The organism is Ottowia sp. (genome assembly GCF_035444425.1).
Lineage (GTDB): Bacteria > Pseudomonadota > Gammaproteobacteria > Burkholderiales > Burkholderiaceae_C > Ottowia.
In genome coordinates, this window is the sequence record NZ_DAOMOQ010000005.1 from 46,914 (window position 1) to 60,950 (window position 14,037).

A 14,037-nucleotide genomic window follows, 5' to 3' on the forward strand; every position below is an offset into this window, starting at 1 on the left:
GATGCTGCAGGCGAACTTGGGTTGGCGCGGATTCAGGCTGCTGGCGCTGCTGTTCGGGCTGCTGAGCCTGTCCGGCCTGCTGCTCGGCTGCGCCAGCCCGCCCGGTGCCGACGATGCGTCGGCCGGCCTGCTGACTGTCTCCGACGACAGTGAGGCGCGCAAGCGCGCCCAGGCGCGGCTGGCGCTGGCGGCCGGCTACTACGAGAACGGCCAGTACACGATCGCGCTGGACGAGCAGAAGAAGGCCGTGCAGGCCGATCCCGGCTTTGCCGATGCGCACGACCTGGGGGGCCTGATCTACATGGCGCTGGGCGACGGCCAGCTGGCGCAGCAGCAGTTCCAGCGTGCGATCGCGCTCAACCCGCGCGCCGCCAACGCCTGGCACAACCTGGGCTGGCTGCAGTGCGAGCAGGGCCAGCACGAACGGGCCACCGAGTCGTTCGAGCGCGCGCTGGCGGTGCCGAGCTACCCCGAGCGCGCACGCACGCTGATGGCGCAGGGCATCTGCCATGCGCGTGCGGGCGATGCGGCGCGCGCCGAGGCGACGCTGATGCGTTCCTATGAGCTCGATCCGGGCCATCCGGTCACCGGCTACAACCTGGCGCAGCTGCTGTACCGGCGCGGCGACGTCGGCCGCGCGCAGTTCTACATCCGCCGCCTCAACAACAGCGAGCTGGCCAATGCCGAATCGCTGTGGCTCGGCATTCGGGTCGAGCGGCGGCTGAACAACCGCCAGGCCATGGAGCAGCTGGCGGCCCAGTTGCGCCGGCGCTTCCCCCAGTCGCGCGAGCTGCTGGCCTATGAACGAGGAGCTTTCGATGAGTGAAGCAGGCGCCACCGAAGTGGCTGCCGGGGGCCTGGCGCCGAGTGCAGGCGCGCCGTCGGCCGGCAGCATGCTGCGCCAGATGCGCGAGGCGGCCGGCGTCGATCAGACCTTGCTGGCCAGCGCCATGAAGGTGTCGCTGGCGAAGCTGGAGGCGCTGGAGAACGACCGCCTGGACCAGCTGCCCGACGTCACCTTCGCGCGCGGCCTGGCGGCGGCGATCTGCCGTGCCTTCGGCGTCGACCCGGCGCCGGTGCTGGAGCGCATGCCGGTGTCGGCGCCCGGCCTGCGCCCGCAGCACGGCAACATCAACCAGCCGTTCAAGCGCAGCGGCGACCGGCCGGCGTCGATGCTGTCGAGCAGCTTTTCCAAACCCCTGCTGATCGCCGTGGCCGGCCTGCTGATCGCTGCCGCGGCGCTGTGGCTGCTGCCGACGCTGCCGATCCAGCTGGGCGGCGTCGAACCCGAGTCGCCGCCCGTGGCCGCCGACGGCACGGTGCAGGAAAGCGCGACGCCGGTCGCCGAACCGGTGCCGGCCGAGCCGCCGGTTGCGGCGACGGCCGAGCCGCCGGCGCCCGTGCCCGCGCCCGTGGTGCCCGAGCCGGCGGAGCCGCCGACGCCGACCGAGGTGCTGAGCTTCGCCGCCACCGGCGAGACCTGGGTCACGGTGCGTGATGCGGCGGGCAAGCCGCTGATCAATCGCGCGCTGGCCAAGGGCGAGGTCATCGCCCTGAATGGCGAGTTGCCGCTGTCGGTCACCGTCGGCCGCAAGGATGCGGTCACCGTGAAGGTCAAGGGCGAGCCGTTCGACATCAAGTCGCTGGGGCGCGGCACGGTGGCCAGATTCCAGGTGCAGTGATGAGTGTGGATGCCTTGAACACCGTGGCGCGCGAGGACGCGCCGATCGAGATCGTGCGGCCGGCGCCGCGCCGCACGCGCCAGGCCCGCGTGGTCTGGGGCAAGCGCGTGGTCACCGTGGGCGGCAGCGCGCCGGTGCGCGTGCAGTCGATGACGAACACCGACACGGTGGATGCGATCGCCACGGCCATCCAGGTCAAGGAACTGGCCGTGGCGGGTTCCGAGCTGGTGCGCATCACCGTCAACACCCCCGAGGCGGCGGCGCAGGTGCCCTACATCCGCGCGCAACTCGACCGGATGGGCATCGACGTGCCGCTGATCGGCGACTTCCACTACAACGGCCACCGCCTGCTGACCGAGTTCCCGGACTGCGCGCAGGCGCTGTCCAAGTACCGCATCAACCCCGGCAACGTAGGCCGTGGCGCCAAGCACGACCTGCAGTTCGGCCAGATGATCGAGGCCGCCCTGAAATGGGACAAGCCGGTGCGCATCGGCGTCAACTGGGGCAGCCTGGACCAGGACCTGCTGGCCGGCCTGATGGACGAAAACGCCCGGCGGCCGGAACCCTGGGAGGCGCGCCAGGTGATGTACGAGGCGCTGATCCAGTCGGCCATCGGTTCCGCAAGCCAGGCGGTCGATCTCGGCATGGATCCGGCGCAGGTGATCCTGAGCTGCAAGGTCAGCGGCGTGCAGGACCTGATCGCGGTCTACCGCGAACTGGCGCGCCGTTGCGATTACCCCTTGCACCTGGGCCTGACCGAGGCCGGCATGGGCACCAAGGGCACGGTGGCGTCGACTGCTGCCATGGCGATCCTGCTGCAGGAAGGCATCGGCGACACCATCCGCGTCAGCCTGACGCCGCAGCCGGGCGAGGCGCGCACGCAGGAGGTGCTGGTCGCTTCCGAGATCCTGCAGTCGCTCGGCCTGCGCGCCTTCGTGCCCAGCGTCACCGCCTGCCCGGGTTGCGGGCGCACCACCAGCACCGTGTTCCAGGAACTGGCCAAGCAGATCGACGACCACCTGCGGGCGCAGATGCCGGTCTGGCGCGAGCGCTACCCCGGCGTCGAGAAGCTGAAGGTGGCGGTGATGGGCTGCATCGTCAACGGTCCCGGCGAATCGAAGCACGCCGATATCGGCATCAGTCTGCCTGGCACCGGCGAGGCGCCGGCCGCGCCGGTCTACATCGACGGCCAGAAGGCCATGACGCTGCGCGGCGAGCACATCGCCGACGAGTTCCACGCCATTGTCGAGCGCTACATCGAGCAGCGCTTCGGACACACCGACGGCCAGTGACTGGCCGCTCGCCGCGGCGGGTCACGAGCGATTGAACGACGCCAGCGCTGGGATGCGCGCTGGGGCTTTCACTGGGTGCCTACTTGACGCCGGGCGAGGCCGGCATCACCGGAGCCGCGGCGGTCGTGGTGCCGGGGCAGCTTTTCTGGACCATGGTCTTCTGAACGGCCTCGTACTCGCCCTTCAGCCGCCCATACTCGGCCTCCTGCTCCTTGGTGCCGCCCAGCGCGAACAGCGCCGGCCAGAACAGGATCACACCCACGCCGGTGATCTTCTTGTCGTTGCTGGCCGCTTCATCCAGCCGGCCACCCAGTTGCTTGACGCGGGCGCCGATGCGCAGCGACTCGGCGGCGAGCTGGTTGCAGTCGTACGCCTGGTACTGCAATGGCGAGACTTCGACGGTGGCGACGTCCTTGGATGCGGTGGAGCAGGCGCCGAGCCCGACGGCCGTGATGACCATCACCGACAACAGAGTCTTCTTCATCTTCTTCCTCCGAACAGGATGGGATGGTCGCGCATCGTAAATTTCGTAACGACGGCCAACAATCTGCCATTCGATATAGGAGGGTGCGGATGCCCGGGGGGCGGGCAAGGATTCTTGTGGCGTGGCTGGGCGGGTGGCGTGTCAGCTTGTGATGGCCGACCGTTGCGGATCGTCCGGTTTGCCGCCGCTGTGCCCGGCTTGCGGCTGGCTTCTGGTATCGTCGCGCACGCCGCGCCGTCGACGCGCGCCGCCGAACTGGAAAGCGCCGGACACCGCCGGGACTGATGCTTTCAAATACCCCAGGTATGAGCAAACCTCACCAGATCACCGCCATCAAGGGCATGAACGACATCCTGCCGCCGGACTCGGCGCGCTGGGAATGGCTGGAACACGTGGTGCGCCGCGTGATGGCCGCGCATGCCTACCGCAACGTGCGCACGCCGATCATGGAGCTCACGCAGCTGTTCACGCGCGGGCTGGGCGAGGTCACCGACATCGTCGAGAAGGAGATGTACTCGTTCCAGGACCGGCAGGACAAACACGGCGACGCCGACCACCTGTCACTGCGGCCCGAAGGCACGGCCGGGCTGGTGCGTGCGGTCGCCGAGCACAACCTGCTCTACGACGGCGGCAAGCGGCTGTACTACCTGGGCCCGATGTTCCGGCGCGAGCGCCCGCAGCGCGGCCGCTACCGGCAATTCCACCAGGTCGGCGCCGAGGCGCTGGGCTTCGGCGGGCCGGAAGTCGATGCCGAGATGATCCTGCTGGCGGTGGCGCTGTGGCGCGAGCTGGGAATCACCAACTGGCGGCTGGAGCTCAACAGCCTGGGCCAGCCCGACGAACGGCGCCAGCACCGCGCAGCGCTGATCGCCTACTTCGAGCAGCACCAGGAACAGCTTGACGAGGACGCGCGCCGGCGCCTGCACAGCAACCCGCTGCGCATCCTCGACACCAAGAACCCGGCCATGCAGGCCCTGGTCGAGGGCGCGCCCAAGCTGATCGACTACCTGGGAGAGGCTTCGCAAAAGCACTTCGCCGCCGTGCAGGCCATCCTGCAGGCCAGCGGCATCGAGTGGCGCATCAACCCGCGCCTGGTGCGCGGGCTCGACTACTACAACCTGACGGTGTTCGAGTTCATCACCGAAAGCCTGGGCGCGCAGGGCACCATCTGCGGCGGCGGGCGCTATGACTACCTGATCGAGCAGATCGGCGGCAAGCCGGCACCGGCGGTGGGCTGGGCGCTGGGTGTCGAGCGCGTGCTCGAGCTGCTCAGGGAAGAAGGTGTGCAGGTGCCCGAGCCGGCGCCCGACGCCTACGCCGTCATCACCGGTGCCGATGCCGTGGCGCCGGCCATGCGCTGCCTGCAGGCGCTGCGGGCGCAGGGCGTGGCGGTGCAGATGCACGCCGCACCCGGTGCCGGCGATGCCGGCATGGGCAGCATGAAAAGCCAGTTCAAGCGCGCCGACGCCTCGGGTGCGCGCTATGCCCTGATTTTCGGTGCCGACGAGCTGGCTGCCGGCGAAGTCACCGTCAAGGCGCTGCGCGATGGCGGCGGCGCGCAGGTACGCCAGCCGCTGGCCGATCCGGCGGCCTGGGCCGGCAGCCTAAAATCCCCGGCTGATTCCAAGCACTAATCATGGCGACACAACACCTCGACCTCGAAGAACAGGAGCAGCTTGACCAGCTCAAGCACTTCTGGAACCAATGGGGCAACCTGATCACCTGGTTGCTGATTGTCGTGCTGGGCGCGTACGCGGCCTGGAACGGCTGGCAGTACTGGGAGCGTCGCCAGGCAGGCCTGGCGGCAGTGCTGTACGACGAGCTCGAACGCAGCGCCCAGGCCGGCGAGCTGACGCGGCTGGAGCGCGCGCTGGCCGACATGAAGGACAAGTACGGCGGCACCGCCTACGCGGCGCACGGTGCGCTGTTGGCGGCCAAGGTGCTGTACGAGAAGGACAAGCCGGCCGAGGCCAAGAGCGCGCTGGCCTGGGTCGCCGACAAGGCGCCCAGCGATGGCTTGAAGGCCATCGCGCGGCTGCGCCTGGCCTCGGTGCAGACCGGCGAGAAGGCCTATGACGAGGCGCTGAAGACGCTGTCGGCGAGCTTTCCGACCCAGTACATGGCGCTGGCCGCCGACCGGCGTGGCGACGTGCTGCTGCTGCAGGGCAAGCGCAGCGAGGCGGCAACCGAATTCGGCAAGGCCTATCAGGGCCTGGGCAGCGACAGCGGCGACTACCGCCGCCTGGTCGGCATCAAGCTGAACGCGCTCGGCATCGACCCCGAGGCCGGTGCCAAGGCCGGGGCGACGTCATGAGGCGCGCTGGCCGCGGACCGCTGAGCCGGCTGGGCCTCGGCGCCGCGCTGGCCGCGGTGACGCTGCTGGCCGCCTGCGCTGGCGGCTCGCCGCGACCGACACCGGCCGAGCTGCCGGCCAACATCGCCATGATCGGCGTACGCCAGGCCTGGACGGCGCGCGTGCCGGCGGTGACCTACCCGCTGCAGCTCAGCGTGCAGGGCAACCAGGTCGCGCTGGCGGGCGGCGATGGCAGCGTGATCACGCTGGACGCTGGCACTGGCCGCGAGACCGGCCGCGCCAGCGTCGGCGCGCCGCTGTCGGCCGGGGTCGGCAGCGACGGCCGCGTGCAGGCCGTGGTCACCCGCAGCAACCATGTGGTGGCTTTAGCGGGCGGGCGCGAGTTGTGGCGCCATCGCCTGGCGACGCAGAGCTACACCGCGCCGCTGGTGGCCGGCGGGCGTGTGTTCGTGCTCGGCGCCGACCGTTCGCTCACTGCGCTGGATGGCCGCAGCGGTGCGCCGCTGTGGAAGCTGCAGCGTCCGGCCGAGCCGCTGGTGCTGCGTCAGGCCGGCGTGCTGCTGCCGTTCGGCAACACGCTGCTGGCCGGCATGGCCGGCCGGCTGGTGGCTATCGATCCGGACAACGGCAACGTGCGCTGGGAGGCGCCGCTGGCATCGGCACGCGGCACCAACGACGTCGAGCGGCTGATCGACCTGGTCGGCGGCGTCAGCCGGCAGGACAGCGTGGTGTGCGCGCGCGCGTTCCAGGCTGCGGTCGGCTGCGTCGACGCCGCCAGCGGCAACCTGCGCTGGACCCGTCCGGCCGGCGGCGCCACCGGCGTGGCCGGTGACGGGCAGCGCCTGTACGGCACCGAATCGGACGGCCGCGTGCTAGCCTGGCGCGCCGACACCGGCGACCGGGCCTGGGTCAGCACATTGCTGCAGTGGCGCCAGCTCACCGGACCGCTGGTGCTGGGCCGCTCGGTCATCGTCGGCGATGGCAACGGCCTGGTCCACATGCTGTCGCGCGAGGACGGCAGTCCGCTCAACCGCCTGAGCACCGACGGCTCCGGCATCGCCGCGACGCCGGTGGTGGCCGGCAACACGCTGGTGGTGGTGACCCGCAACGGCGGCGTCTACGGCTTCGTGCCGGAGTAAGCGCTCGAGGCGCTGACGCCCTTTCTCCCTGAAAGGGGATAACGCGGGTGGCCAGGGAAACCCCGGCCACGGCGTTTCCGTGTGGCCTGCTCCACGGGGCCACTTGATTTTTCGGGCCTGCTGCGCGGCCTGGCAGTGGGCGGTATAGGACAATCCTGCGCATGAAACCCGTTCTGGCCATCGTCGGCCGCCCCAACGTCGGCAAGTCGACGCTGTTCAACCGGCTCACCCGGAGCCGCGACGCGATCGTGGCCGATTTCGCTGGGTTGACGCGCGACCGCCACTACGGCCAGGGCCAGCTCGGCAAGCGCGGCTATATCGTGATCGATACTGGTGGTTTCGAGCCGACGGCCGAGTCCGGCATCTTCAAGGAGATGGCCAAGCAGACCCGCCAGGCGGTGGCCGAGGCCGACGTGGTGATCTTCGTGGTCGACGCGCGCGGCGGCCTGTCGGCGCAGGATCACGACATCGCCGACTACCTGCGCCGCCTGGGCAAGCCCAGCCTGCTGGTGGCCAACAAGGCCGAGGGCATGCGCGAAGGCACGCAGCTGGCCGAGTTCTACGAGCTCGGCCTGGGTGAGGTGATCCCCGTGTCCGCGGCGCACGGGCAGGGCGTGCGCAGCATGCTGGAGGCGGCGCTGGACCAGCTGGATCTGCCGGACGCCGAGAGCGATGACGAGGTGGCCGACGATGGCGTCATCCGGCTGGCGGTCGCCGGCCGCCCCAACGTCGGCAAGTCGACCCTGATCAACACCTGGCTGGGCGAGGAGCGCCTGGTCGCCTACGACCAGCCGGGCACCACGCGCGACGCCATCACCGTGCCGTTCGAGCGGGCGGGGAAGAAGTTCGAGTTGATCGACACCGCCGGCCTGCGCCGCAAGGGCCGGGTGTTCGAGGCGATCGAGAAGTTCTCGGTCGTCAAGACGCTGCAGGCCATCGAATCGGCCAACGTGGTGGTGCTGCTGCTGGATGCGACCCAGGGCGTGACCGAGCAGGATGCGCACATCGCCGGCTTCATCCTCGATGCCGGCCGCGCCGTGGTGCTGGCGGTGAACAAGTGGGATGCGGTCGATGCCTACCAGCACGAACTGGTGCAGCGCTCGATTGAATCACGCCTGGCGTTCCTCAAGTTCGCCGAGCTGCACTTCATCTCGGCCATCAAGCGCCAGGGTCTGGGGCCGCTGTGGGGCTCGATCGCCAAGGCGCACAAGGCCGCCACCGCCAAGCTGCCGACGCCGCAGCTGACCCGGCTGCTGCTGGAGGCGGTGCAGTTCCAGGCGCCCAAGCGCGTCGGCATGTACCGGCCCAAGCTGCGCTACGCGCACCAGGGCGGCATGAACCCGCCGGTGATCGTGGTGCACGGCAATTCGCTCGAGGGCGTCACCGATGCCTACAAGCGCTTTCTTGAAGGGCGCTTCCGCCAGGCCTTCGAGCTCACCGGCACGCCGCTGCGTGTCGAGATGAAGACGGCGCGGAACCCCTACGCCGAAAAGGACTCGTAAGCAGCGCCCATGGCGGCGAATACACGGGCTTGCAGCCGAATTTCGCCAATCTGTCACCTGCCTGTCTCTTGCGCTGGGGCGGCTCACCCCCATGTGGTAAGTTCCCATCCTCTCAACCAACAACGTCTCGAACACGGAGAATATCGTGAGCAATAAAGGGCAGCTTCTACAAGACCCGTTCCTCAACACCCTGCGCCGGGAGCACATCCCGGTGTCGATCTACCTGGTGAACGGCATCAAACTGCAGGGTCAGATCGAATCCTTCGACCAGTACGTGGTGCTGCTGCGCAACACCGTGACGCAGATGGTCTACAAACACGCCATCTCGACCATCGTGCCGGGCCGCGCGGTCAATTTCCAGGCGCTGGCGGAGAACCAGGCGGCCGAGACCAAGTAAGCCGCTGGACTCGCCCGCGCGCCTGACCGATCCCCGGTCGTCGGGCGGGCACGACAGCCCGTATCCGCATTGCTGAACGACACGACATCCGAACACCCCGCCGCCGTGCTGGTGGGCGTGGACTTCGGCGTGCCGCACTTCGACGATGAGCTGGAGGAACTCGGCCTGCTGGCCGAGACCGCCGGCCTGCACCCGGTCGCGCGCCTGACCTGCCGTCGCAAGGCGCCCGACGCGGCGCTGTTCGTCGGCAGCGGCAAGGCCGAGGAAATCCGCCTGCTGGCCGAAAGCGAAGGCGCGCAGGAAGTGCTGTTCGACCAGGCGTTGAGCCCGGTGCAGCAGCGCAACCTCGAGCGCGCCATCGGCCTGCCGGTCAATGACCGCACCCTGCTGATCCTGGAGATCTTCGCGCAGCGCGCGCGCAGCCACGAGGGCAAGCTGCAGGTCGAGCTGGCGCGCCTGCAATACCTCAGCACGCGCCTGGTGCGCCGCTGGAGCCACCTGGAGCGCCAGCAGGGCGGCATCGGCGGCCGCGGCGGGCCGGGCGAGACGCAGATCGAGCTCGACCGCCGCATGATCGGTGATGCCATCAAGCGCACCAAGGACCGCCTGGTCAAGGTCAAGCGCCAGCGCCAGACCCAGCGGCGGCTGCGCGAGCGGCGCGAGACCTTCGCCATCTCGCTGGTCGGTTACACCAACGCCGGCAAGTCGACGCTGTTCAACGCGCTGGTCAAGGCGCGTGCCTACGCCGCCGACCAGCTGTTCGCCACCCTCGACACCACCACGCGCCAGCTGTATCTGGGCGAGGCCGGGCGCTCGGTCTCGCTGTCTGACACGGTCGGCTTCATCCGCGACCTGCCGCACGGCCTGGTCGAGGCCTTCGAGGCCACGCTGCAGGAAGCCGCCGACGCCGACCTGCTGCTGCACGTGGTCGATGCGGCGAACCCGAACTTCCATGAGCAGATGGCCGAGGTGCAGCGCGTGCTGCACGAGATCGGTGCTGCCGAAGTGCCGCAGCTGGTGGTGTTCAACAAGCTCGATGCCCTGAGCGCCGAGCGCCGCCCGCGCGCGCTGCAGGGCGAGATGACGCACCTGGGCCGTCGCCTGGACCATGTGTTCGTCAGCGCGCGCAGCGGCGAAGGCCTGCCGCTGCTGCGTGCCGAACTGGCCCGGCGCGTCGAGGCGGCCGCGCAGGCGGGGCCGGCGATCCCTGTTCCAGACCAGCGCCTGGTGTCGATTGGGCACAATGATGGGTTGCACAGCCGAGACACTGACGAATGAATGACCGTTTCAGCGCCCCGCGTCCGGCCCGAGGGCCGTCGCGCCTTCGGGGCATGTTCAACCTGAACGATCCGCGCTGGGGCCGTGGCGAAGACGCGTCCGGCCAGGACGACCAGCGCCCGGACGACCAGCCGCCGCCCGAGCCGCCGCGCCAGCCGCCGCAGGACCCGCGTGGCCGTGGCCCGAACCAGGGCCCGCCCGACCTCGATGAGCTGTGGCGCGACTTCAACCGCAAGCTGAGCGGCCTGTTCGGTGGCCGGGGCGGCCGCGGCGGTATCGGCGCTGGCCGCGGCGGCGGAGGCTTCCAGCCGCCCGACATGAAGAACGCCGGTCTCGGTGCCGGCGTGATCTCGGCCATCGCGGTGCTGATCTGGCTGGGCTCGGGCTTCTTCATCGTGCAGGAAGGCCAGCAGGCCGTCATCACCCAGTTCGGCAAGTACCATTCCACCGTGGGTGCCGGCTTCAACTGGCGGCTGCCGTTCCCGATCCAGCGGCACGAGACCGTGCGCGTGACCCAGATCCGCTCGGTCGACGTCGGCCGCGACGCCATCATCCAGGCCACCGGCCTGCGCGAATCGGGCATGCTGACCTCGGACGAGAACATCGTCGAGATCAAGTTCGCGGTGCAGTACCGCCTGAACGACGCGCGCGCCTACCTGTTCGAGAGCCGCAACCCCGACGACGCCGTGGTGCAGGCCGCCGAGAGCGCGGTGCGCGAGGTGGTCGGCCAGATGAGCATGGACACCGCCATGGCCGAGGAGCGCGACCAGATCGCGCCGCGTGTACGCGAGCTGATGCAGACCATCCTGGATCGCTACAAGGTTGGCATCGAGGTGGTGCAGGTCAACATGCAGCAGGGTGGCGTGCGTCCGCCCGAGCAGGTGCAGGCGGCGTTCGACGACGTGCTGCGCGCCGGCCAGGAGCGCGAGCGCGTGAAGAACCAGGCCCAGGCCTACGCCAATGACGTGGTGCCGCGCGCGGTCGGTACCGCCGCGCGCCTGACGCAGGAAGCCGAAGGCTACAAGGCCCGCATCGTGGCGCAGGCCGAAGGTGATGCGCAGCGCTTCACCTCGGTGCTGACCGAGTACCAGAAGGCGCCGCAGGTCACGCGCGACCGCATGTACCTGGATGCCATGCAGCAGATCTACCAGGGCGTGAACAAGGTCATCATCGACAGCCGCTCGGGCGGCAATCTGATGTACCTGCCGCTCGACAAGATCATGGCCGCCGCGGGTGGCAGCGCACCCGCCGCCGCACCGGCCCAGAGCACGCCGGCGCCGGCGCCGGCCGCCCAGAACCCGGCGCCGGTCGACGCCCGTGCGCGCGATGCCGCGCGCAGCCGCGAACGCGAAACCCGCTGACAGGAGATGAAAGCCGCGTCATGAACAAAGTCGGATTCATCGGCACCACCGTCATCGTCGTGCTGGCGCTGCTGGCCTCCACCATGTTCGTGGTGGACCAGCGCCAGTTCGGCATCGTCTACCAGCTCGGCCAGATCCAGAAGGTGATCACCGAGCCGGGGCTCAACTTCAAGCTGCCGCCGCCGTTCCAGAACGTCAACTACATCGACAAGCGCCTGCTGACGCTCGACAGCATGGACACCGAGCCGATGCTGACGGCCGAGAAGCAGCGCGTGGTGATCGACTGGTTCGTGCGCTGGCGCATCACCGATCCGGGCGCCTACATCCGCAACGTCGGCCTGGATGAAAGCGCTGGCGCCATGCAGCTCAACCGCGTGGTGCGCAACGCCTTCCAGGAAGAGGTCAACCGCCGCACCGTGCGCGAGCTGATCTCGACCCGGCGCGAAGCCGTGATGGCCGACGTCAAGCGCGAGCTGATCGAGGTCGTCAAGGGCGAGAAGCCCTGGGGCATCGACATCGTCGACGTGCGCATCACGCGCGCCGACTACGTCGAGTCGATCACCGAGTCGGTGTACCGACGCATGCAGGCCGAGCGCGAGCGCGTGGCCAACGAGCTGCGCGCCACCGGCGCCGCCGAGGGCGAGCAGATCCGCGCCGACGCCGACCGCCAGCGCGAGGTGACGGTGGCCAACGCCTACCGCGACGCCGAGAAGGTGCGCGGCGAGGGCGATGCCACGGCGACCCGCATCTACGGCGAGGCCTTCGGCAAGGATGCGCGCTTCGCCGAGTTCTACCGCAGCCTGGATGCCTACAAGGCCAGCATCGGCCAGAAGGGTGATGTGCTGGTGGTCGATCCGGCCTCGTCCGACTTCTTCCGCAACCTGCGCGGCGCGCCCGACAGCCGCTAGCGGCACGGAAAGCCGATCGCGTGGACGGCGACACGCTGCTGGCGGCGCTCGGCCTGGCGCTGATCATCGAGGGCCTGCTGCCCTTCCTGGCGCCGCGCGGCTGGCGCCAGGCCTTCACCCAGCTGCTGCAGATGCAGGACGGGCAGATCCGTTTCTTCGGCTTGCTGGCACTCGCCGGCGGGTTGGCATTGATCTGGCTGGCGACCTGAGTTTCCGGACTGAAGGCCGCGGAGCAGGCCGAACCGGCGACAGCCGTGGCCTCCACTCGCGCCGGCCACTGGCTGTGTCGCTCCGCCCACAGGAGGGGGCAAGCACCATCAGGCGCTCAGGGGGGTGCTCCCTATAATCACGTTTTTAACAGCCTGCGCGAAAGCTGCTGCCCGTCATGTCCGCCTGGCTTCTGCCGGATCACATCGCCGACGTCCTGCCTTCCGAAGCCCGGCACATCGAGGAACTGCGCCGCCAACTGCTCGACACCGCACGTGGCTACGGCTACGAGTTGGTGATCCCGCCGCTGATCGAGCACCTGGAATCGCTGCTCACCGGCGCCGGTGAGGCGCTCGGCCTGCGCACTTTCAAGCTGGTCGACCAACTGTCCGGCCGCTCGCTCGGCCTGCGCGCCGATACCACGCCGCAGGTGGCACGCATCGATGCCCACCTGCTGGGTCGCCAGGCCGTCACGCGCCTGTGCTATTGCGGCCCGGTGCTGCACACGCGACCCGAGCGTCCGCACGGCACGCGCGAGCCGCTGCAGTTCGGCGCCGAGATCTACGGCCACGCCGGGCGCGAGGCGGACCTGGAAATCCTCACGCTGGCGCTCGACTGCCTGCGCGCCGCCGAGGTCGGCGAGGTGTCGGTGGACCTGGCCGACGCGCGCATCGTGCGCGCGCTGCTGGCCGGCGTGATGGTCGATCCGCAGGTGCTGACCGAGGTGCACGCCGCGCTGGCGGCCAAGGACGCCAGCGAGCTGGCGCGGCTGACGCGCGATTTCCCGAGCACCTCACGCGCGGGCCTGCGCACCCTGGTCGGGCTGTACGGCGGCGCCGAGGTGCTGGACGAAGCCGAATCCGCGCTGGCCGGCGTGGCGGGGGTGCCGGCGGCGCTGGCCAACCTGCGGTGGCTGGCGTCCTCGCTGGACGGCGCCGCAGTGAGCTTCGACCTTGCGGATGCGCGTGGCTGGGGCTACTACACCGGCGCCCGCTTTGCCGTCTACGCCGAGGGCGCGGGCGACGCGCTGCTGCGCGGCGGCCGCTACGACGGCGTCGGCGCCGTGTTCGGACACAAGCTCGACCGCGAGCGCCCGGCGGTGGGTTTCAGCCTCGACGTCAAGCAGCTGGTGCGCGTGGCCGCCAGCCGGCCGCTGCGCGCCGCCATCTGCGCGCCCTGGGGCGACGCGCCCGGCCTGCTGGCCGCCGTGGCGGCGCTGCGCCGCCTGGGTGAAACCGTGGTCTGCGTGCTGCCGGGCCAGGAAGAGCAGATCGATGAATTCCATTGCGACCGCGAACTGATCGAAGTCGGCGGGCAGTGGGTGGTGCAGGCGATCGGATAACGCATGGCCGATGACAGATAACGAATGACGAAGCGCCGATGCGCGCAGGACCATCCGTCATTCGCCATGGATGCCGCGCAGCGGCGAAGCCGTTTCTCATCCAACACACGAATCAACAGGAACCCAGAGCA

Annotated in this window: 14 protein-coding genes; 13 read left to right on the plus strand and 1 reads right to left on the minus strand. The window is 69.6% G+C overall.

Annotation, left to right across the window (positions count from 1 at the left end; all coding sequences use genetic code 11):
* Position 1: 1 nt before the first annotated feature.
* Genes pilW through ispG form a run of 3 tightly spaced genes read left to right on the plus strand, consistent with a single transcriptional unit; the run spans position 2 to position 2,974 of the window.
* Positions 2 to 826 (plus strand): type IV pilus biogenesis/stability protein PilW, encoded by an 825-nt coding sequence (gene pilW, locus PK606_RS03375; protein ID WP_324560698.1) that lies wholly within the window; start codon positions 2 to 4, stop codon positions 824 to 826.
* On the plus strand, positions 819 to 1,682 hold the full coding sequence (locus tag PK606_RS03380) for a helix-turn-helix domain-containing protein (protein ID WP_324560701.1): 864 nt from the start codon (positions 819 to 821) through the stop codon (positions 1,680 to 1,682). Before pilW ends, PK606_RS03380 begins: the two co-directional genes overlap by 8 nt.
* The gene (ispG, locus tag PK606_RS03385; protein ID WP_324560704.1) at positions 1,682 to 2,974 is read left to right on the plus strand and encodes a flavodoxin-dependent (E)-4-hydroxy-3-methylbut-2-enyl-diphosphate synthase; all 1,293 of its coding nucleotides are present in this window, start codon (positions 1,682 to 1,684) and stop codon (positions 2,972 to 2,974) included. Before PK606_RS03380 ends, ispG begins: the two co-directional genes overlap by 1 nt.
* A gap of 79 nt (positions 2,975 to 3,053) precedes the next feature.
* Here the strand turns inward: ispG and PK606_RS03390 are convergent, their stop codons facing one another.
* Complete coding sequence (locus tag PK606_RS03390; protein WP_324560707.1) at positions 3,054 to 3,458, minus strand: hypothetical protein; 405 nt, start codon at positions 3,456 to 3,458, stop codon at positions 3,054 to 3,056.
* Positions 3,459 to 3,763: 305 nt separating this feature from the next.
* On the opposite strand from PK606_RS03390, the gene hisS reads away from it, so the two are divergent.
* The 10 genes from hisS to PK606_RS03440 all read left to right on the plus strand — a co-directional run bounded on the left by hisS (position 3,764) and on the right by PK606_RS03440 (position 13,906).
* Positions 3,764 to 5,092 (plus strand): histidine--tRNA ligase, encoded by a 1,329-nt coding sequence (hisS, locus tag PK606_RS03395; RefSeq protein ID WP_324560710.1) that lies wholly within the window; start codon positions 3,764 to 3,766, stop codon positions 5,090 to 5,092.
* A gap of 2 nt (positions 5,093 to 5,094) precedes the next feature.
* Entirely contained in the window at positions 5,095 to 5,772 is a 678-nt protein-coding gene (locus tag PK606_RS03400) for a YfgM family protein (protein WP_324560713.1), read from the plus strand.
* Entirely contained in the window at positions 5,769 to 6,911 is a 1,143-nt protein-coding gene (gene bamB, locus PK606_RS03405) for an outer membrane protein assembly factor BamB (protein ID WP_324560716.1), read from the plus strand. The genes PK606_RS03400 and bamB overlap by 4 nt, the downstream gene beginning before the upstream one ends.
* A gap of 161 nt (positions 6,912 to 7,072) precedes the next feature.
* Positions 7,073 to 8,413 carry a ribosome biogenesis GTPase Der gene (gene der, locus PK606_RS03410; protein WP_324560719.1) on the plus strand — a complete coding sequence of 447 codons (1,341 nt, stop codon included), beginning with the start codon at positions 7,073 to 7,075 and terminating at the stop codon, positions 8,411 to 8,413.
* Positions 8,414 to 8,558: 145 nt separating this feature from the next.
* Positions 8,559 to 8,810: an RNA chaperone Hfq gene (gene hfq, locus PK606_RS03415; protein WP_324560722.1), complete on the plus strand. Its 252-nt coding sequence runs from the start codon at positions 8,559 to 8,561 to the stop codon at positions 8,808 to 8,810.
* Between the two features lie 69 nt (positions 8,811 to 8,879).
* Positions 8,880 to 10,088, plus strand: a complete 1,209-nt coding sequence (gene hflX / locus PK606_RS03420) for a GTPase HflX (protein ID WP_502920780.1) — start codon at positions 8,880 to 8,882, stop codon at positions 10,086 to 10,088.
* Positions 10,085 to 11,449, plus strand: coding sequence for an FtsH protease activity modulator HflK (gene hflK / locus PK606_RS03425; RefSeq protein ID WP_324560724.1), 1,365 nt, complete (start codon positions 10,085 to 10,087; stop codon positions 11,447 to 11,449). The genes hflX and hflK overlap by 4 nt, the downstream gene beginning before the upstream one ends.
* A 20-nt stretch (positions 11,450 to 11,469) precedes the next feature.
* A complete protein-coding gene (gene hflC, locus PK606_RS03430) occupies positions 11,470 to 12,357 on the plus strand; it encodes a protease modulator HflC (RefSeq protein WP_324560727.1) in 888 nt (295 codons plus the stop codon).
* Positions 12,358 to 12,377: 20 nt separating this feature from the next.
* The gene (locus PK606_RS03435; protein WP_324560730.1) at positions 12,378 to 12,566 is read left to right on the plus strand and encodes a DUF2065 domain-containing protein; all 189 of its coding nucleotides are present in this window, start codon (positions 12,378 to 12,380) and stop codon (positions 12,564 to 12,566) included.
* 176 nt (positions 12,567 to 12,742) lie between these two features.
* Positions 12,743 to 13,906: an ATP phosphoribosyltransferase regulatory subunit gene (locus PK606_RS03440; RefSeq protein ID WP_324560733.1), complete on the plus strand. Its 1,164-nt coding sequence runs from the start codon at positions 12,743 to 12,745 to the stop codon at positions 13,904 to 13,906.
* Positions 13,907 to 14,037 lie beyond the last annotated feature (131 nt).

Coding starts and splice junctions, on each gene's coding strand:
- ispG (WP_324560704.1), top strand. CDS start 1,682: ATGAGTGTGGATGCCTTGAACACCGTGGCGCGCGAGGACGCGCCGATC.
- hisS (WP_324560710.1), top strand. CDS start 3,764: ATGAGCAAACCTCACCAGATCACCGCCATCAAGGGCATGAACGACATC.
- der (WP_324560719.1), top strand. CDS start 7,073: ATGAAACCCGTTCTGGCCATCGTCGGCCGCCCCAACGTCGGCAAGTCG.
- bamB (WP_324560716.1), top strand. CDS start 5,769: ATGAGGCGCGCTGGCCGCGGACCGCTGAGCCGGCTGGGCCTCGGCGCC.
- PK606_RS03400 (WP_324560713.1), top strand. CDS start 5,095: ATGGCGACACAACACCTCGACCTCGAAGAACAGGAGCAGCTTGACCAG.
- pilW (WP_324560698.1), top strand. CDS start 2: ATGCTGCAGGCGAACTTGGGTTGGCGCGGATTCAGGCTGCTGGCGCTG.
- PK606_RS03390 (WP_324560707.1), bottom strand. CDS start 3,458: ATGAAGAAGACTCTGTTGTCGGTGATGGTCATCACGGCCGTCGGGCTC.
- PK606_RS03440 (WP_324560733.1), top strand. CDS start 12,743: ATGTCCGCCTGGCTTCTGCCGGATCACATCGCCGACGTCCTGCCTTCC.
- hflK (WP_324560724.1), top strand. CDS start 10,085: ATGAATGACCGTTTCAGCGCCCCGCGTCCGGCCCGAGGGCCGTCGCGC.
- hflC (WP_324560727.1), top strand. CDS start 11,470: ATGAACAAAGTCGGATTCATCGGCACCACCGTCATCGTCGTGCTGGCG.
- PK606_RS03380 (WP_324560701.1), top strand. CDS start 819: ATGAGTGAAGCAGGCGCCACCGAAGTGGCTGCCGGGGGCCTGGCGCCG.